At 63.8% G+C, this 18,901-nt stretch carries 15 protein-coding genes; 6 read left to right on the top strand and 9 right to left on the bottom strand.

Going from position 1 to position 18,901, the window contains the following annotated elements; all coding sequences use genetic code 11:
- Positions 1 to 2: 2 nt before the first annotated feature.
- Positions 3 to 641: an Era-like GTP-binding protein gene (locus EH209_RS17065; protein WP_126664051.1), complete on the bottom strand. Its 639-nt coding sequence runs from the start codon at positions 639 to 641 to the stop codon at positions 3 to 5.
- 1,346 nt (positions 642 to 1,987) lie between these two features.
- Between EH209_RS17065 and EH209_RS17060 the strand changes: the two genes are divergently transcribed.
- A complete protein-coding gene (locus tag EH209_RS17060) occupies positions 1,988 to 3,844 on the top strand; it encodes a Cdc6/Cdc18 family protein (protein WP_126664050.1) in 1,857 nt (618 codons plus the stop codon).
- Between the two features lie 159 nt (positions 3,845 to 4,003).
- Positions 4,004 to 4,468 carry a hypothetical protein gene (locus tag EH209_RS17055; RefSeq protein ID WP_126664261.1) on the top strand — a complete coding sequence of 155 codons (465 nt, stop codon included), beginning with the start codon at positions 4,004 to 4,006 and terminating at the stop codon, positions 4,466 to 4,468.
- A gap of 56 nt (positions 4,469 to 4,524) precedes the next feature.
- Here EH209_RS17055 and EH209_RS17050 read toward each other — a convergent pair whose 3' ends face one another.
- Positions 4,525 to 5,478, bottom strand: coding sequence for a S26 family signal peptidase (locus EH209_RS17050; RefSeq protein ID WP_249038826.1), 954 nt, complete (start codon positions 5,476 to 5,478; stop codon positions 4,525 to 4,527).
- Positions 5,479 to 5,709: 231 nt separating this feature from the next.
- Positions 5,710 to 6,675, bottom strand: coding sequence for a S26 family signal peptidase (locus EH209_RS17045; protein WP_126664049.1), 966 nt, complete (start codon positions 6,673 to 6,675; stop codon positions 5,710 to 5,712).
- A gap of 303 nt (positions 6,676 to 6,978) precedes the next feature.
- Here EH209_RS17045 and EH209_RS17040 point away from each other — a divergent pair, with 303 nt between their 5' ends.
- Positions 6,979 to 8,556: a DNA-directed DNA polymerase II small subunit gene (locus EH209_RS17040; RefSeq protein WP_126664048.1), complete on the top strand. Its 1,578-nt coding sequence runs from the start codon at positions 6,979 to 6,981 to the stop codon at positions 8,554 to 8,556.
- 309 nt (positions 8,557 to 8,865) lie between these two features.
- Here the strand turns inward: EH209_RS17040 and EH209_RS17035 are convergent, their stop codons facing one another.
- The gene (locus EH209_RS17035; RefSeq protein ID WP_126664047.1) at positions 8,866 to 9,252 is read right to left on the bottom strand and encodes a MaoC/PaaZ C-terminal domain-containing protein; all 387 of its coding nucleotides are present in this window, start codon (positions 9,250 to 9,252) and stop codon (positions 8,866 to 8,868) included.
- A 139-nt stretch (positions 9,253 to 9,391) separates the two neighbouring features.
- On the opposite strand from EH209_RS17035, the gene EH209_RS17030 reads away from it, so the two are divergent.
- Positions 9,392 to 10,294 carry an amidohydrolase family protein gene (locus tag EH209_RS17030; RefSeq protein WP_126664046.1) on the top strand — a complete coding sequence of 301 codons (903 nt, stop codon included), beginning with the start codon at positions 9,392 to 9,394 and terminating at the stop codon, positions 10,292 to 10,294.
- A gap of 413 nt (positions 10,295 to 10,707) precedes the next feature.
- Here EH209_RS17030 and EH209_RS17025 read toward each other — a convergent pair whose 3' ends face one another.
- From EH209_RS17025 to EH209_RS17005, 5 genes are all read right to left on the bottom strand, one after another.
- Positions 10,708 to 11,175, bottom strand: a complete 468-nt coding sequence (locus EH209_RS17025) for a MaoC family dehydratase (protein ID WP_126664045.1) — start codon at positions 11,173 to 11,175, stop codon at positions 10,708 to 10,710.
- Between the two features lie 3 nt (positions 11,176 to 11,178).
- Positions 11,179 to 12,999: an acyl-CoA carboxylase subunit beta gene (locus EH209_RS17020; RefSeq protein ID WP_126664044.1), complete on the bottom strand. Its 1,821-nt coding sequence runs from the start codon at positions 12,997 to 12,999 to the stop codon at positions 11,179 to 11,181.
- 108 nt (positions 13,000 to 13,107) lie between these two features.
- Entirely contained in the window at positions 13,108 to 14,274 is a 1,167-nt protein-coding gene (locus tag EH209_RS17015; protein WP_126664043.1) for an acyl-CoA dehydrogenase family protein, read from the bottom strand.
- Positions 14,275 to 14,362: 88 nt separating this feature from the next.
- Positions 14,363 to 16,045: an acyl-CoA synthetase gene (locus EH209_RS17010; RefSeq protein WP_126664042.1), complete on the bottom strand. Its 1,683-nt coding sequence runs from the start codon at positions 16,043 to 16,045 to the stop codon at positions 14,363 to 14,365.
- A 91-nt stretch (positions 16,046 to 16,136) separates the two neighbouring features.
- A complete protein-coding gene (locus tag EH209_RS17005) occupies positions 16,137 to 16,760 on the bottom strand; it encodes a TetR/AcrR family transcriptional regulator (RefSeq protein WP_126664041.1) in 624 nt (207 codons plus the stop codon).
- Positions 16,761 to 16,823: 63 nt separating this feature from the next.
- Between EH209_RS17005 and EH209_RS17000 the strand changes: the two genes are divergently transcribed.
- Positions 16,824 to 17,852 (top strand): ATP-binding cassette domain-containing protein, encoded by a 1,029-nt coding sequence (locus tag EH209_RS17000; protein ID WP_126664259.1) that lies wholly within the window; start codon positions 16,824 to 16,826, stop codon positions 17,850 to 17,852.
- Positions 17,849 to 18,781 (top strand): ABC transporter permease, encoded by a 933-nt coding sequence (locus EH209_RS16995; protein WP_126664040.1) that lies wholly within the window; start codon positions 17,849 to 17,851, stop codon positions 18,779 to 18,781. Before EH209_RS17000 ends, EH209_RS16995 begins: the two co-directional genes overlap by 4 nt.
- The last annotated feature ends 120 nt before the right edge of the window (positions 18,782 to 18,901 follow it).

Below are 18,901 nucleotides of genomic sequence, written 5' to 3'. Positions count from 1 at the left end.
ACTCACCCGAAGTACTCCGCGATGTTTTCGTAGACTTCGTCCATGTTTTCGCCTTCTTTCGCGGAGAGGGGAATCGTCTCGTGCTGCGGGAAGGCATCCTCGATGCGCTTGACGCTGGCATCGTCGAGGTCGATCTTGTTCGCGAAGATAAGAACCGGGAGATCGCGAGACTCAATGATGCCGATCAGCATCGTGTTGACCTGCGTGATCGGATCTTCCGCGCTGTCGAGGACGTAGATAACGCCGTCGACGTCCTCGCGGAGCCAGTGCATGGCTTCGGCGACCCCTTCGGTCGCTTCGCGGGAGCGGCGGATGGCGTCGTCTTCCTCCATCTCGTCGGTAAACTCCTCGTAGTCGACTTTCGTCGTCACGCCCGGCGTGTCGACGATGTCGATCTCGACCGACTTGCTGTTGCGTTCGATCTCGACGCCTTCCTTCCGACGCGCGCGTCGCGTTTCGTGTGGAATGTGGCTCTCCGCACCGACGGCGTCACCCGTCCAGTCGCGGGCGATTCGGTTGGCAAGCGTCGTCTTTCCTGCGTTCGGCGGACCGTAGATACCGATTCGTTTGGGTTCCTCTTCCGAGAAGAGGCGATCCGTAACCCGAGAGATACTATCTTTGAGTTCTGTGAACAGTCCCATCTGTGGGGCCCTCCAGCACCGCGGGGTGGTGCATCTGCGCGTACTACAAACCGAATCCACTTAAGCCTACGTCAGACGTGTAGACTATTCAACGATACGGAGTTATACGGAGAGATACTGACTGGGAAAGAGGTCGTACTAGGATCTGATGAACGGCCACCCCGACGACGGATGACTACCTCGAGTCGAAACGGGGGGCAATTGGATTCGAGGCCCTGACTACGGATTGATCTATCGGAGACTCGAGGACCGGAGTGTGGTATCGTAGAATGAGGTACCGTAGTACAGCACTGCACAATGAGAGAGCATGCCACCGAAAAGATGTGTTATTTGGTACTAGATGCCACTACGAGAGAAGCACTTTAGAAAGGTGTACTAGTATGGGATCAAACGACACACTAGGAATGCGTCTGGGTCTGACAGAAGCCCCCCACCCCTTCGTTTCGAGTGGAGAGTCACGATAGTGGGGGAGGGGGAGCGGTACTGTTCGGGTGGAAAGACTCTGTAGCGATCCCGAGATCCCGTGTAGAAGGACAGTACGGACCGTAAACCGGATGATTTCGGGTTCAACGATGACTCTAGTAACTCGAGTCGCTTAGAGCTGCCGTTCTAGTAGGAACTAACAACTAATACCAATACATCTAGTAAAAATCTAGCTTTGCTAGTGCTACGGACCGTGTTTTTGGCCTATAGACATAAAGGTTCCCGTCCTAGAGACACCCCTCCCCCCGCCCCCTCCTTCGTAGCGTTCCACTCGAAACGAAGGGGTGGGGGGCTAGGGTGATCTCATCCTTCTCACCTCGTCCCCTATTATCTTGACACATCTCCAACCGCTTGTTGACTCATAACACAATTTGATCTCGAGAAACGTTCCCTGTGAAAATCGAGATCTCCACCTCAGTACCTGGTATCAGAACATCTATCTCTGTCAGTGGTGCCCTCCAGCAACAGCCCATACCAAATCGAGGTCGAGTAATCGAACGACAACAGCAGGTGGGTACGAGCAGCGGGTAGCTCCAAGCCAACGCGTATCGCGAGCGCGCGCAAACATCACTTATCGACCCGAAACGGACGTCTCTTCCACCGTCATCATCGGTGGCGTGTCTCGAGGGGCGCTGTACCCGCTCGAATAGGCCGTCAGACGGCCGATACCGTGGATCGAACCAGATCCTTGTGGAGGGAAGGGAAGAATTTAATACCGTGGTTTTCCTCTGTTTCGTTTGCATCAACTGGACTCGGACCAGGGAGGCGAACGAGTGGGAGACCCTATTCGCCCCATCTACTGCGTGATATTCCTGCTTTCGGGTCCGAATTCCACTCGAAACGAGGGGGTATGTGTACGACGGATGTCAGACGACGATTCAGAACGGACGAGAGCGGAGGAGGTCGAGCAGGTAGATACTGACGAGACCGGCGGGTTCTCGAGTTTCGACGGGTCCGAACTCGCCGACGAGGAGCCGAGCCAGGGGCTGTTCGACGACCTGCTCAGCGGCGAACCGATCTTCGAGAACAAGGAGGTTCTGCGACCGTCCTACACGCCACACGAACTCCCCCACCGGAGCGATCAGATCAACAAGATGGCGACGATCCTCGTCGCTGCGCTCCGCGGCGAAACGCCGTCGAACATCCTCATCTACGGCAAGACCGGGACGGGGAAGACCGCCAGCGCGAAGTTCGTCAGCAAGGAACTCGAGAGCACGTCCCAGAAGTACAGCGTCCCGTGTGACGTCGAGTACATCAACTGCGAGGTCACCGACACTCAGTACCGCGTGCTCGCGCAACTGGCCAACAAGTTCATCGAGAAAAACGAAGCCCGGATCGACGATCGGATCGACGAACTCGAATCGCTGCTCGAGACCCTCGACGAGTACGAGGCTGCCGGCGCGGACGCGGACGCCGCCGTTCGACCCGAAACCGAGAACGACCTCTTCGACGAGGACGATCCGTTCGAATCAGCACTTCCGAACGACGATGAAGTCGCTTCGACTGGAGAAGAAACCGGATCGCCCTCGAGCGAATCTCCACTCGAAACAGAGGGGTCTTCGAACGGAGCAGACGGTTCTTCGGACGGGGCTATCGACGACTCGAACCCGGCCGGTCAGAACAACCCGAATCGGCTGCCGGCCGACGGGGACGAACAACGTTCTGACGGCGACTCCAACCGCGAGGCCACCGATCTCGAGCTAAGCGGCGCCGGCCCGAGCGACGACCGATCCGATGACGTCCCGCCGAACCACCCCCTCGACTCGACGCCGTTCGATTCCCGGGCGGGCATCGAGGACGAAATCGAGTCCCTCGAGGAAGACAAGGAGTCGTTCGAGGAGGTGCCGATGACCGGCTGGCCGACCGACCGCGTCTACAGCGTCTTCTTCGACGCCGTCGACTACGACGAGCGGGTCGTCGTCATCATGCTGGACGAGATCGACAAGCTCGTCGAGAAGAGCGGCGACGATACGCTCTACAATCTCTCGCGGATGAACTCCGAACTCGAGAACTCGCGCGTGTCGATCATCGGCATCTCGAACGACCTGAAATTCACCGACTTCCTCGATCCGCGAGTCAAGTCCTCGCTGGGCGAGGAGGAGATCGTCTTCCCGCCCTACGACGCCAACCAGCTGCGGGATATCTTGGAGCACCGCTCGGAGGTCGCGTTCAAAGGCGGCGCACTCTCCGAGGACGTGATCCCGCTGTGTGCGGCCTTCGCGGCACAGGAACACGGCGACGCACGTCGCGCGCTGGACCTCCTTCGGACCGCAGGCGAACTCGCCGAACGCTCCCAGGCCGAGACGATCGTCGAGGAACACGTCCGCGAGGCCCAGGACAAGATCGAACTCGACCGCGTCGTCGAGGTCGTTCGCACCCTTCCCACGCAATCGAAACTCGTCCTCTTCGCGATCATCCTCCTCGAGAAGAACGGCGTCCACAGCATCAACACGGGCGAGGTGTTCAACATCTACAAGCGCCTCTGTGAGGAGATCGACGCCGATGTCCTCACCCAGCGCCGGGTAACGGACCTCATCAGCGAACTCGACATGCTCGGGATCGTCAACGCTGTCGTCGTCTCGAAGGGGCGGTACGGCCGCACCAAGGAGATCAGTCTCTCCGTTCCACTCGAAGAGACGGAGGCCGTCCTCCTCTCGGACTCCCGACTTTCCGATATCGACGACGTCCAGCCGTTCGTGCAGGCGCGGTTCGAGAATTGACCGCGTCCTCGCGTCGGGTCTCGCCGATTACGTCGAAATTCGCCGAGATCGGTTCTCGAGTCGAAACCGACCCCTATCGGGTCGAGCGACGCGAGAATGTTCGAGACGGCGCCGGGAAGCAACGACGAACCGATATACCTCGAGTCACTTCCCCTCCACATGAACCGACGGGCGGTCATCGCCGGGGCCGGATCGGCGACTCTTCTCACATTCGCCGGCTGCATCTTCGTCGACGGCACGGTCGAAGCCGATCGGGGCGACATCGCGGTCGTCGTCGACGGCGAGCCGATCAACCTCTCCGCGGAACGATTCCAGTCCGAAAACGTCGAGAACGACTCGATCAAGTTCCACCTCCACGAGGACACCGACGACTGGTTCATGGAGGGCAAGGAGCCGGTCACGTTCGCCGAGGGGATCGATTTACTCCCCCACTTCGCGTACGCGCAACGCGACGGCGACCACGTCGTGACCGTCGACGGCACGGCGTACGACGGACGTGAGCCGAGGACGGAACTGACCTTCCTCGTCGATGACGACCCGGTCGATCCGACCGAGTACGTGGTCGACGACGGCGACGAGCTTCGACTCGAGATCACGACGGATGCGGACGCGAGTGACGAGTGAGTATTCTGCACTCCGGTCGTACACACCGTCAGTAATCGGAGAAATTGCGGACCGGATCAGTTTCGCCGTCGACCGATTGCGGTAACGGCACCGCCTCCGCAGGCTGCGAGCCCGGTCACGCCGGCGAGTCCGGGCGGACTGACGGTCGCGCCCGGAGCGGCGGGACTCGAGGCGCTGTCGATGGCCGGCCCCGGCGATGGGGCGAGCATGCCGCCGAGGAGTTTGTCGAAGGTCAGTCGGATGTTACCGAGCCACGGGATCCGGAACATCGCCTTGCCGGTGACCCACTCGGACTTGACGACGGTCGTCTTCGCACCGCTTCCCCTCCCAACCTGATCGTAGTTGGAATTCGCGTCACCCTTTGTGATGAACCCGGCATGATCTGCCGGGCAGATTTCGTTGTCGATGTCAGCACAGGTGATACCACCGATGATATCCTCGTCGGCCTTGGTTTCGACCCAGTTCTCGTCCTCTTCGACCCAGAAGTGGGCCCGGTGGATGATCGGCGTCTTCTGCTCGTTTCCATTCGGCTGGAAGACGATCACGTCGCCGGGATTGTTGAACTTCTCGTAACCGCTTTCCTGTCCGTTCTCGAGGGTGACCACGCCGGTCCCGGCGACGGAGCCATCGCCGACGAACCGCTCGTTCTCGGCGACGAAGATGAGATCGCCGGTCTTCATGTTCGGGTCCATGCTAGGACTTTCGACCGCGACCAGTGGCGGCCAGACGCCGCTGACGCCGAACAGGATCAGTCCGATGACGGCGACGACCGCGACGCTGCTCAGCACGTCGCGAGCGAAGAGCACGTTCTCGTCGTCCGATCGGAGAAACCAGCGCACGACGCCGTCGTCCTCGATCGTGACGGGGACCGTCTCTTCGTCGCCCGACTTCGTTCTGGACGTGTTTGACGGCCCTCCGCGTGAAGGCGAATCGGCCCCATCTTGGGCTGTCCCGTCCGAGACGCCGTCGTCACTCGAGCCACTGGAGGTATCCGTGGGGCCACCACTCATTGTCACCCGTTTCGCCGCGCCTCTTAATCAACTTTCTGTTACGGAGGATAGTATTGAAACAAAACTCCTGGTCGTCGGAAACGGACGGTGCGATCGCAAGCGAGCGAACGTCTGCATACCTCGATAACGACCGGTATTTCGGAACGAGCCCGAGAACTGCTCGAGATGCTCGAGTCGTGATCACATCCGATGGAAACGAGAAGCGGTAGTTCCGCGAACTCCGTCGATCCGTCAGTACCGTCTCCGTCCGATGGCGGTGACGGCACCGCCGCCGAGGGCTGCAAGTCCGGTTGTGCCGGCGAGACCGGCCGGGGTAACCGGTGCACCCGGAGTCGAGGCGTCCGGTACACTGGTGACGGTCGAGGTCGGTTCAGGCGACGGGGCGACCATGCCGCCGAGGAGTTTGTCGAAGGTCAGGCGGATGTTGCCGAGCCACGGGATCCGGAACATCGCCTTGCCGGTGACCCACTCGGATTTGACGACGGTCGTATCCGCGCCCCCTGCGATCTGATCGTAGTTGGGGTTCGCGTCGCCCTTCGTGATGAACCCGTCGTGCGGTGCCGGACAGGTGGTGACGTCCGCGCAGGTGATGTCGCCGGCGATATCTTCGTCGGCCTTGGTATTGACCCACTTCTCGCCCTTCTCGACCCTGAAGTGGGCGCGGTGGATGATCGGCGTCCGCCGCTCGTTTCCGTCGGGCTGGAAGACGATCACGTCGCCGGGATTGTTGAACTTCTCGTAACCGCTTTCCTGTCCGCTCTCGAGGGTGACCACGCCGGTCCCGGCGACGGCGCCGTCGCCCACGAACCGCTCGTCCTCGGCGACGAAGATGAGGTCCCCTTTCTGCATGTTCGGATCCATGCTTCCGCTCTCGACGGCGACCAGCGGCGGCCAGACGCCGCTGACGCCGAACAGGATCAGTCCGATGACGGCGACGATCGCGACGCTGCTCAGCACGTCGCGGACGAAGAGCACGTTCTCGTCGTCTGATCGGAGAAACCAGCGTACGACGCCGTCGTCCTCGATCGTCACGCCGTCGTCGGACGCCGGCGCTGTTGCAGCCGAGCCGTCCCGTCCCGAATCGGGGTTGGCGGCTGCGTCTCGCTCCCCGCGATGTCGCTCCCGATCGTCGGGGCGGTTGGAATCGGGAGTATCGTCGGGGTCGTCGGATACGTCACCGGGGCTAGAACCGCTCATCGTCACCCGTTTCGCCGGGCCGTCCAATCAATTTTCTGCTCCGGCGTGTGGCGTCGAATCCGATCGATTCCGACGCCTCATCACACCCGCTCTCGCTACCGCGTCGTAGGCGCCGTAGCGACCGGGTACCGTATCCCGTCCCCGCTCGCGGAACGAGCCCACTGTGTCCTGCCATCGTGCGTGAATTGTCGGTCTCGGAAATAATGGTACTGGTGGTGGCCTCCCCGCTCCCCGTCGCGGTGTCCCCCGATCGGGGACGCCGATTACGGTACCCTTTTCTCGTCGCTCGCGAATGCGACGCGTGTGCCACTCGAGGCGCCGGCCCGAATCGTCAGCGAACTCACCAGCCGCGGCTACAACGCCGAGCGCGAGGCCGTGACCAAACTCGCGTCGGCCGAGAATCCGCAGGCGGCCCTCGAGCGCGTCGTCGACGAACTCCCCGAAGACGCGCTGGTCGTCCGAACCGACCACGTCGACGCGACCCTCTCGCGGGCGGACGCGACGCCCGATTCGCCGGGAGGATCGACAGGACCGGACGCCGACTCAGCTCCCGGTTCACGGACTGACCCCTCGGTTTCGACTGGAGACGCTGTACCCGATCCCACGGCCGCGGACGGGGACGGTCCAGTTGAAACGAAGGGGGGCGGAGCCGCCGACCGGTCGGTCGATCCCGAGCTTCGATCGTTGGAGATCGCCGGGGATATGACCGGCCAGAGCACCGGGACCGGCGAGTATGAGGATTTCGTCGCCGTCTTCCGGGACCGACTCGAGCGACTGGGATCGAAACTCCGCGGGCGGGTCAACCACCGCCCGGCGTCGGCCATTCAGGACATGCCCGGCGGCAGCGACGTCGCGATGGTCGGGCTGGTCAACGACATCCGATCGACGGCCAGCGGCCACTGGCTGATCGAACTCGAGGACGCGACCGGGACCTTCCCCTGGCTCGTGATGAAGGATCGAGAGTACGTCGATCTGGTCGACGAACTGCTCTGCGACGAGGTGCTGGCGATGGAGGGAACGCTGGCGGACGACTCGGGGATCGCCTTCGTCGACTCGATGTATTTCCCCGACATTCCCCGAACCCACGAGCCGTCGACCGCGGACCGCCACGTGCAGGCGGCGCTGATCAGCGACGTCCACGTCGGCAGCGACGAGTTCATGGAAGGCGCCTGGAACCGCTTCGCCGACTGGCTGCACACCGAGCAGGCCCAGCACGTCGAGTACCTCCTGATCGGCGGCGACATGGTCGAGGGCGTCGGCGTCTATCCCGATCAGGACGAGGAACTCGAGATCGTCGACATCTACGAGCAGTACGAAGCGTTTAACGAGCATCTGAAGAAGGTCCCCGACGACATCGAGATCGTGATGATCCCGGGCAACCACGACGCGGTCCGCCTCGCGGAGCCCCAGCCCGGGTTCGACGAGGAACTGCGGGAGATCATGTCCGCCCACGACCCCCAGATCGTGAGCAACCCCTCGACGGTTACCCTCGAGGGCGTCTCCGTCCTGATGTACCACGGCGTCAGTCTGGACGAGGTCATCGCGGAACTTCCCGAGGAGAAGGCCAGCTACGACGACCCGCACAAGGCGATGTACCAGCTCCTGAAGAAGCGCCACGTCGCTCCGCAGTTCGGGGGTCACACCCGACTCGCCCCCGAAGAGCAGGATTACCTCGTGATGGAGGAGGTTCCCGACATCTTCCACACCGGCCACGTCCACAAGCTCGGCTTCGGCAAGTACCACAACGTGCTCGCCATCAACTCGGGCTGCTGGCAGGCCCAGACGGACTTCCAGAAGAGCGTCAACATCGACCCCGACGCCGGCTACGCGCCTATCGTCGACCTCGACACGCTCGACGTGACCGTCCAGAAGTTCAGCTAGGGATTTCGTCACACCCGGTTCCGCAGACTCACCGTTCCATACTTCTCATACTCAGGGCAAATACAGGTGATGTACGGTCCACTCCAGACGACAGTTCGAGTGCAGTGGCGCGCGCTGCTGATCGTCCGAGCGACTGCGAGGGCGATCAGAATATCGTGCGAGGGATGAGTGAGCGACGATCAGGAGCGAATGAATCGGCTGGGGAGGGTGTGGCAATTCCCCGTTGCCACGGTAGCAGAGCGTTTGTTTTCGTTCGAATTCCTCTCGAGCCTCGATTTCCGTTCATCCCTCATCGCGCGACGAGGGATCTCATTCGTCCTTCCAGATCAGCCCCTCGATCGTCCCGGTCAGTACGGGTTCGTCGTCCGCTCGTTCGCAGGTCACCTCGACGCCGATCACGTACCGATCTTCGCGTTCATCGACGCTCTCGAACGTCCACATGCAGGCGATGCGCTGGCCGGTGTAGACCGGCCGACGGAACTCGAGGTCCATCGACCGCGCGAGCACCTCGAGGTCACCACCGATCTTCGTCGGCAGCGTCGCGGTCAGCAGGCCGTGGACCATCAGACGGCCGTCCTCGTCCGGCTCGGTGTGGATCGGCTGTCTGTCGCGGGAGAGTTCCGCGAACCGCTCGACGTCGTCGGTCGTGAACGTCCGCTCGAACGTGTGGGTCTCGCCTTCGACTGGCCGGCTCATGCGGTGTTCTATCGAACCCCTCTATTCGAGCGCCCATAATTACCTCGACCGCGGGACGGCGAGCCTGATTGCCGCCGGCAGTACGTCTATACCCGTTCCCGTGATACGCACTCGCAACGCTCGACGCGTACGGATTCAGATGTCTCCGCCAGACCAATCGACGGATTCCGACGACCGCGAAACCGCCTTTCGGCCGGCGATCGACGCCCACACGCACCTGTTCCCCGACCGGTTGGCGGCCGCTATTCAGCGAACGCTCAGCGCCGAAACCGACTGGGAGTTCTCGACGCCGACGGCTCGAGACGAAATCGAGGACGTCCTTCGCTCGGTGGGCGTCGAGGCCTACGTCGCCCTTCCATACGCCCACGAGCCGGGTCTCGCGAGCGACCTGAACGACTGGCTCCTCGAGCGGGCCGACGACTCCGCGTTCCTCGTCCCGTTCGCGACGGTCCATCCCGACGACGAGGACCCGGCGGCCGTCGTTCGGGACGCCTTCGAGGCGGGCGCGCGAGGCCTGAAGATCCACTGCCCCGTCCAGGAGTGTCGGCCCGCCGACTCCAGGCTCGAGCCCGCACTCGAGGTCGCCACGGAGTACGACCGGCCGATCACCTACCACGGCGGGACGGCGCCGATGTACGAGGGGAGTCCGTACGTGGGTGCGGACGTCTTCGAGGAGTTGCTCGAGTCCTACCCAGGACTTCGGGTCTGCTGTGCCCACATGGGCACCTACGAAACCGATCGGTTCCTCGCGTTCGCCCGCGAGTACGACGGCGTCTACCTCGACACGACGTTCGCGATGTCGACGTCCGCACCGGAAACGATGGGGTTCGATCCGTCCTCGATTTCGGACGCGACGCTCGTCGAACTCTCCGAGTCGATCATGTACGGCTCCGACTTCCCGAATATTCCGTACCCCTATCGGAACGAGCGAGCTGGGTTGCTCGAGCGGGACCTACCCCAGGAGACCGCGCGAGATATCTTCTACCGGACTGCACGCGAGTATCTGGGCCTCGAGGACGACGCTATGCTGAATCAAAACTGACGCCGTGTTATCTTCGGTGATCCGGTGAACCGGCGTCCGGTGGCGCGCGCTGTCGTCCGTCCGAGCAAATGCGAGGACAGTCATCAACGTCGTGCGAAGGATGAGTGAGCGACCGCAGGGAGCGAGCGAATCGGTTGGAGAGGGTGTGGAGATCATTGGTGTCTGGAGTAGCAGAGATATAGCGATGAGGCGTACAAATCGAACTATGGACGGAAAGAAGTCGTCTACTACTGCTGGCGGCTAGGGATTGCCACATCCTCCCCAACCGATTCGCTCGTTTACTCCGTTCACTCACTCATCCCTCGCACGTAATCGTACCACGGCTCGCTATCCGCTCGCCGCGGAACAGCGCGCGCCAGCGCACGGCGGTCGGTCAGTCCGTTGGTATCGTTGTGTTGAATCGCTGCTCCGTCTCACTCCTCGGCGTGCTCGCGTTTCAGCGAGAGCGCGGTCCGATCGAACTCGCAGACCAGCGGTTCGTCGGGCTCGTTGACCTTGAACACCTCGACGTGCATGGTCACGATACCGCGCTCGCCGTCGCTGGTCTCGCGCTTGTCCGTCACCGTCGACTGCACCCGAATCGTGTCGCCGTGGAACACCGGCTCGGGGTGCTCGACGTTGTTGTAGGAGAGGTTGGCGACGATGGTCCCGTCGGTCGTCTCGGGGATGGTGATCCCGACCGCGAGGCTCATCGTGTAGAGCCCGTTGACCAGCCGTTCGCCGAAGTCAGTGTCCGCGGCGAAGTCGGCGTCCAGATGCAGCGGCTGCTGGTTCATCGTCATGTCGCAAAAGCGCTGGTTGTCGCTCTCCGTGATCGTGCGCCGTCGTTCGTGTTCGATGGTCTCGTCGACCTCGAACTCCTCGTAGTAGCGTCCTGTCATCGTTCAGAGGATCGTTCCGTGTTTCTTGTCCGGCAGGTCCTTCTCGACGGTCTCGTAGAACGCGAAGCGGGCCTCGAGTTCGTCTCGAAGCTCGCTTGGCGGCACGATCTCGTCGATGACGACCTCGCTGGCCATCCGGTGGACGTCGATGTCCTCGCGGTACTCCTCGCGGAGCTCTCGTTCTTTTTCGGCGCGCTCCTCGGGATCGTCGATCGCGGCCAGCTTGTTCGCGTAGACGGCGTTGATCGCCGCCTCGGGGCCCATGATGGCGATCTCGCCGCTGGGTAGCCCGAGCACGCTCTCGGGATCGTAGGCGGGGCCGGACATCGCGTAGATCCCCGCGCCGTAGGCCTTCCGGACGACCACGGACTGCTTGGGCACCGTCGCCGACGACGTCGCGTAGATCATCCGCTTGCCCTGCTCGAGGATCCCCTCCTTCTCGACTCCGGAGCCGGCCATGAAGCCGGGCGTGTCACACAGATAGAGCAGCGGCACGTCGTAGGCGTCGCAGGTCCAGATGAACTGCGCGGCCTTCTCTGCAGCGTCGGGGAAGATCGCCCCCGCGCGCTGTTTCGGCTGGTTGGCGACGATGCCGACCGGTCGGCCGTCGATGCGGGCGAAGGCGGTGATGATCTCGGAACCGTACTCGGGGCGGAGCTCAAGCACCGAGTCGGCGTCGACGACGCGCTCGATGACGTCGAACATGTCGTAGCCGCGGTTCGGCGCCTGCGGCACGACGGAGTCGATTCCGGCGGGCGAGCGTTCGGGCGCCCGCCCCTCGGTCTGTGGCGGTTTCTCGTCCGCGTTGTCCGGCAGGTAGCTGATCAGCTTCGCGACGAGTTCGCGGGCGTGCTCCTCGTCCTCAGCGATGAGGTCCGCGCTGCCGGAGTGGCGGGCATGGACGTCCGGCCCCCCTAACTCGTCCAAGTCGATGTCCTCGCCAGTGACCATCTCGACCATCCGCGGGGAGGCGATGGCCATCGCGGACATATCCCGGACCATGACGGTGAAGTCGGCGAAGACCGGCGTGTAGGCGGCTCCCGCGATACAGGGCCCGTAGAGCACGCAGATCTGAGGCACGCGGCCGGAGAGCATCGAGTGGTTGTAGTAGTACTTCCCGATGCCCTCGCGGTTGGCGAAGAAGCCCGTCTGCTGGTCGATCCGGCCGCCCGAGGAGTCCATCAGGTAGAGGACGGGACGGCCGGTCTTCAGCGCGCGCTGTTGCATCCGGAGGAACTTCTCGACGCCCTTCTCGGCCATCGAGCCCGCCTTGACGGTGAAGTCGTTGGCCATGAAGTGAACGTCCCGACCCTCGAACTCCGCGGCGCCGGTAATGAGGCCGTCCGCCGGCAGTCGGTCTCCCGACTCCGCCTCGCCCTCTCGTCCGCTGGGATGCCACGAATCGAAGTTGGCGAACTTGCCGTCCTCGAACTGCAGGCCGTTCTCTCCGAACCAAAGGTCCAGTCGGTCCCGGACGAACAGCTTCCCCTGCTCGGAGAGCCGCTCGCGGTACTTCTCGGGGCCGCCCTCGAGGATGTCGTCGATCTCTTCGCGAAGCCGTTCCTCGCGGTCGGTCGGCCCGAGGCCGTCGCCGGACGACGCGGCGTTTTCGGTTCCGCCGTCGCCAGTCGCGGCCTCAAGCGCTTCCGCAGCCGCCTCGCTCGCGTCGGCGGGGATCGCGCTCTCGTCCGGCGCGGCCGTCGCGAGGAGCTCGTCGCCCCGCTTCGGGTAGAGTTCCACCTCCTCCCCGAAGTGGGACGCCAGCGCCTTCGCGATCGCCTGTGCCTCCTGATCCGTCGCGGCGGTGTTGACTCTGAGTTCCATACGGGTTCCGTTAGGTCGATCCTACAACGGGGGCGTTCTTATCGGCTGTGGCGATTGTTGCCACCTGACTCGCCGCCGGCCGGCGGCCGGATTCGATCTCGAGCATCATCAGTACGATCTCGGGAAGCCGAGTTGCTGACCGATGTGGTTGTAGGCCATCTGCTGGGAGACGGGCGCGAGTCGGGTGAGGTTGATCTCGCGCCACCAGCGTTCGACGTCGTACTCTTTCGCGTACCCCCAGCCGCCGAAGGCCTGCATCGCATGCTTGACGGCCTCGATTCCGGCGTCGACGGCCGTTGCCTTCGCGACGTTGGTCTCGTAGCCACAGTCTTCGCCTCGATCGTAGAGCCACGCGGCCTTCTCGCGCATGAGTGCGGCAGTCTCCATCTTCGCGTAGGCCTCGGTGATCGGGAACGAGACGGCCTGATGGGTGCCGATCGGCGCGCCGAAGATCTCGCGGTCGTTGCTGTACTCGATCGCGGCGTTCGCGGCGAGTTTGCCGATTCCGGTGCCCGCGGCCGCGAAGCCGATGCGCTCGGGATTGAGCATGTCCACGAGCACCCACCAGCCGTCGTCCTCGTCGCCCAGCAGGTTTGCCGCGGGAACGCGGACGTCCTCGAGAAAGACCTCACAGGACTTCGAGTAGTTTATCGCGTGTTTGGGGATCGGCGAGACGTCGATGTTCGGGTCGTCCATGTCGACGACGAAGAGGCTGATGCCGTCGGTGCCGCGCTCGACGTCGTCGCGAGGGGTCGTCCGCGTCACGAGGATCATGTTGTCCGCGCGGTCGGCGAACGTGATCCAGGCCTTCTTCCCGTTGAGGACGTACTCGTCGCCGTCCTTTTCGGCTCGAGTCGCGACGTTCAACGTGTTCGTCCCCGCTTCGGGTTCGGTGATGCCGATCGAGAAGTTGCGCGCTCCCGTCGCGATATCGGTCAGGTACCGCTCCTTCTGCTCGTCGGTGCCGTGCTCCCGGAGCCCGACCGCGGCCATACCGGCGGTCAGCACCAGGTACCACGTGCCGGCCATGCCACAGCCCTCGGCGCAGAGAGTCTCCATCGCCAGCCCCATCTCTTCCATCCCCATCCCCGCGCCGTCGTACTCCTCGGGGACCAGCAGGCCGTGAAAGCCCGCCTCGCCGAGCTCGTCCCAGAACTCGGTCGAGAACTCGCCGGCTTCCTCCTTCTCGCGCCAGTGCTCCGGTCCGTATCGGTCAGCGATTTCGGTCGCTGTCTGTCGGATCAGTTTGCGTTCTTGCGTGTCTTCGAAGTTCATGGTTTGTCACATCTCGACTCCGGGTCTCTGTCGTCCGGAATCACGTTCGAATCGCTCGGTTACTCCGCACGCTCTCTCGAGCACGGCCTCAGGCCATCTCGGCCTCCTCCTCGACCTCGTCCTGTAGCTCCGTCCGGCGGATCTTCCCGGTGACCGTCTTCGGCAGTTCATTGCGGAACTCGATCTCGCGGGGGTACTCGTGGGCCGAGAGCTCCTCTTTGACGTGATTCCGGATGTCCTCCTTCAGCTCCTCGGAGGGGGTCGCACCCTCGCTGGGGACGATGTAGGCCTTCACGATGTTGCCCCGCTCCCGGTGGGGTTTCGGGACGACGGCCGCCTCGGCGACGGCCTCGTGTTCGCCGAGCGAGCTCTCGACCTCGAAGGGGCCGATCCGGTAGCCCGACGAGAGGATGACGTCGTCGGCCCGGCCCTCAAACCAGAAGTAGCCGTCCTCGTCCAGATGAGCCAGGTCGCCCGAGAGATACCATTCACCATCCGGCCCGTCGACGAAGCAGTCCGCGGTCTTGTCGGGCTTCTCCCAGTACTCCGCGAAGAAGCAGGGGTAGTCCCCGCGCTGGGCGATCTCGCCCGTTTCGCCGGGACCGAGCACCTCGCCCGTCTCCGGGTCCACGACGGCGGCCTCGATGCCGGGCAGCGGTTTCCCCATCGAACCCGGCCGGACCTCCATCGTCGGGTAGTTGTTGATGATCATGTTGCCAGTCTCTGTCTGGCCGTAGGTGTCGTGGACGGTGACGCCCAGCGTCTCCTCGCCCCACTCGACGACGCCGGCCGAGAGCGGTTCCCCGATCGAGAGCGCGTGGCGCAGGTCCAGCGAGACGTCCTCGAGGATGTCCTCGTGTTCCCGGAGCATGCGGTAGGCGGTCGGCACGGAGAACAGCACGGTGATTGGATAGGTGTCGAGCAGGTCGGCCCACGCCTCGGGGTCGAACTCGCCCTCGTAGGTGAACAGGGCGGTCCCCCAGAACCAGGCGCCGAGCGTGTTGATCGGGCCGGTCAACCAGCCCAGATCGCCCGTCGACCAGTAGCAGTCGCCCTCCTGCAGGTCGACGGCGTACTTCTGGGTGGCCGCGACGCCCAGCACCCACCGGTGTTTGTGCAGGACGCCCTTGGCCAGTCCGGTCGTCCCGCTGGTGTAGTACAGCAGCGCGTCGTCCTCGGCGCCGGTGTCGGCCGGTTCGTACTCGCGGCTCGCGGTCTCCATCGCCGCGCGGTAGCTGACGTCGCCCCGCCGGATTCCTCGCCCGTCGTCGCTGACGACGATGACGTGCTCGACCGAGGGTGCGTCCTCGAGCGCGTCCGCGACGGTGTCCCGATTATCGGCGGTCGTCACGATCGCCGTCGCGTCGCAGTCCGACAACCGATAGGAGATGCCGTCGGGGCCGAACCGCTCGTTGATCCCGCCGAAGACGGCCCCGCGCTTGAGCGTCCCGATCAGCGCGACGTAGTGTTCGGGGATCCGCGGCATATACGAGAAGACGCGGTCGCCCCGCTCGATCCCGAGGTCCTCGAGGACGTTCGCGAATCGGTTCGTCGCCTCGGCGAGTTCCCAGAAGGTCGTCGTGGTCAACTCGCCGTCCTCGCTCACCTGATAGAGCGCGACTTTTTCCTTGTTCTCGGCGTGGCGGTCACAGACCTCGTGGGCGACGTTCAGTTCCCCGGGCGTGTCCCAGTCGGCCGCCTCCTCGATGTCCTCCCAGGCGAAGCCGTCTCGCAGCTGCTCGTAGTCGGGCATATTGTGTTCTGGTACCATACCACGATCGCCACCGCTTTCGGCAATAATTGCTACGCATTATTACGTGGGTATAAAATCCGATGAAAACCGTCGGTGGCGCAGCCGTTTCTTACGAACCGTCCTCGCCGTCGACGACCAGTCGCCGGCGGACGTACTCGGTCAGTTCGTGGCGCGCGTCGTCGACCGCCGCTTCGTTGCCGGTCGTCACGTACTGGGACTGCGCGCCGTCGATCGTCGCCGAGATGAACGCGGCCGTCCGCTCCGGATCGACCTCCCGGAAGACTCCCTGCTCGATCCCGCCGCGGACGATGTCGGCGACGTGCTCGCGGAAGAACGCGTCGGTGTCCGCGAACTGCTCGCGGTAGGCCTCGTCGAACGGCGCCTGCCCGCGGAGCGCGGCCATCGCGCCGAGGAAGTCGACGTGCTCGTCGTCCGGTTCCGTCAAGGGTTGCTCGACGAGCGTCAAGAGGTGGTCGCGGGCGTCCTCGAAGTCGTCGCCCGACGGCACGTCCATCTTGAACCGCTCGAGGAGGAACTCGAGGAAGGCCACGAGCAGGTCGTCCTTGCCGTCGTAGTGCTGGTAGATGAGCGACTTGCTCTTGGGGAACTCGTCGCCGATGCGCTGGATCGTCAGGTCCGAGTAGCCGTGTTTCCGGAGCGCCTCGTAGGTCGCTCGCATCATCTCGCCGCGGGTCTCGTCGGGGGAGGACTCGAATGGATCGGGTGCGCCCATATGAATGAATATTCATTCACAAGCTATATGCCTTGTCACTTCCTCCGATAACGTGTGAGCGAGATGAACGCAATCGACGCCCAGCACGTCGAACTGACGTACGCGGACGGAACGGAGGCCGTCACCGACCTCGTGCTCGAGGTTCCGGAGGGCGAGTTCTTCGGCTTCCTCGGCGCGAACGGCGCCGGGAAGACGACGACGATCAAGGTCCTGACGACGCTGCTCGTGCCGACCGGCGGCACCGTCACCGTCAACGGGTACGACGTCGAGACCGAATCGCGGTCGGTCCGCGAGTCGATCGGCTACATGGCCCAGGAGACCAGCATCGACCCGGAACTCACGGCCCGCGAGAACATCCGCTTCGCCTGCGAGGCCTACGGCGTCTCGGGCGCCGACCGCGACGAGCGGATCGACGACCTGCTCGACCTCGTCGACCTAGCCGACGTCGCGGACAAGCAGGCCAAGGGGTTCTCCGGTGGGATGAAAAAGCGTCTCGACGCCGCCACGGCACTGGTTCACGAACCGCCGATCGTCTTTTTGGACGAGCCGACCACCGGCCTCGACCCGAAGGCCCGCAACCGCCTCTGGGACTACTTCGAGCGGATCAACGACCGGGGCACGACGATCTTCCTGACGACGCAGTACTTGGAGGAGGCCGACCAACTCTGCGACCGGATCGGCGTCATTCGCGACGGTGAAATCGTCGCCTCGGGGTCACCCGCCGAACTCAAGGACCGGGTCGGCGGCGCCGTCCTCGAGGTCGAACTCGGCGACTCCGACGACGAGACGCGCGAGCGGGCCCTGGAGGTCGCCCTCGAGGCCGACGTCTTCGACGAGACGGCGATCGAGGTCACCGACGAGGGGCTCAGCGTCCGGTCGACGGCGGCCCGGCAGCGGGGGCCGGAGCTGCTCGTCGCGCTGAAGGAGGCGGACGTTCCTGTCACGGGATTCAACGTTCGCGATCCGACGCTCGACGACGTCTTCCTCGCGATCACGGGAGAGGGACTCGACGACGAGGAGGCGGCGACCGAGCCGACGGATGAGACCGGCGAGCCGGACGACGCATCGGCGGCCGCGGAGGTGGGCCGATGAGCGCCGAAACGGGGAGCGAAACCGGAACCGAACCCGCCGGCACCGGAGCCGCCGGCGGCCGGAAGACGAGCGGCAACGGGTTCGCCAGGGACACCTGGATCGTCCTGAAGCGGTGGCTGATCAAGACCGTCCGGAACCCGTTCGTGATGACCTCCTCGCTGTTGAACCCGATCGTCTTCCTCGTCCTGTTCACGGAGGTGTTCGGCGGCATCACGCAGGGGACCGTCAGCCAGAGCCTCGGCACGGAGGCGAGCTACGTCACCTATCTGGTGCCGGCGATCGCGATCCAGACGGCGCTGATCGCCGCGACGACCTCCGGTATCGGGCAGGTCGACGACATCGAGAACGGCATGTTCGAGAAGATGCTCGTCTCCCCGATGCACCGCGGCGCGGTGTTCCTCGGAAAGTCCCTCTCGGAGATCATCCGGATCGTCGCGCAGGTCTCGATCATTCTCGCGCTCGGCTACGTGCTCCTCTATCTGGACACGGGCGCCTCGCCCGGCGAGTACGTCCAGACCGGGTTCCTCGGCGCCGTCGGGATCGTCCTCGTCGCCATCCTGTTCTCGATCTGGTTCACCGCCATCTCGAACGTGGTGGCGCTGATCACCCGCGATCAGGAGTCGACGATCATCGCCGTGAACGTGTTGCAGTTCCCCCTCTTGTTCCTCTCGAGCGCGTTCGTCCCGATCGAGGCGCTCCCGGAGTGGGTCCAGACGATCGCCGCGCTCAACCCGATCACCTACGGCGTCGACGCCGCCCGCGCCCTGATGTTCGGCCAAGACGTCATGACGGTCCTCGAGGTGTCGGCGTTCGGCGGCATGTGGAACACCCTCGTCCCCGCGCTGGCGGTGCTCGGTGCGCTGGACCTCGTGCTGGGGGCCGTCGCCGTCCACTTCCTGAACAGCGCCTCGAGTTCCGACGTGCAGTAGGCACCGTCGGGCGTACTCGAGTGGCGCTCTCCGATTTCACTGGCTGTCGTTCGATCCCCGTCTCAGTTTCGTGCGGCGCACAAAAGAGACGGGTCTTGGTGCATACTGACCGCTGTTTGC

The organism is Haloterrigena salifodinae, from assembly GCF_003977755.1.
In the GTDB taxonomy this organism is placed as follows: domain Archaea; phylum Halobacteriota; class Halobacteria; order Halobacteriales; family Natrialbaceae; genus Haloterrigena; species Haloterrigena salifodinae.
The sequence above is the reverse complement of the archived record's forward strand: the minus strand, read 5'-3'. Positions and strand labels throughout refer to the sequence as shown.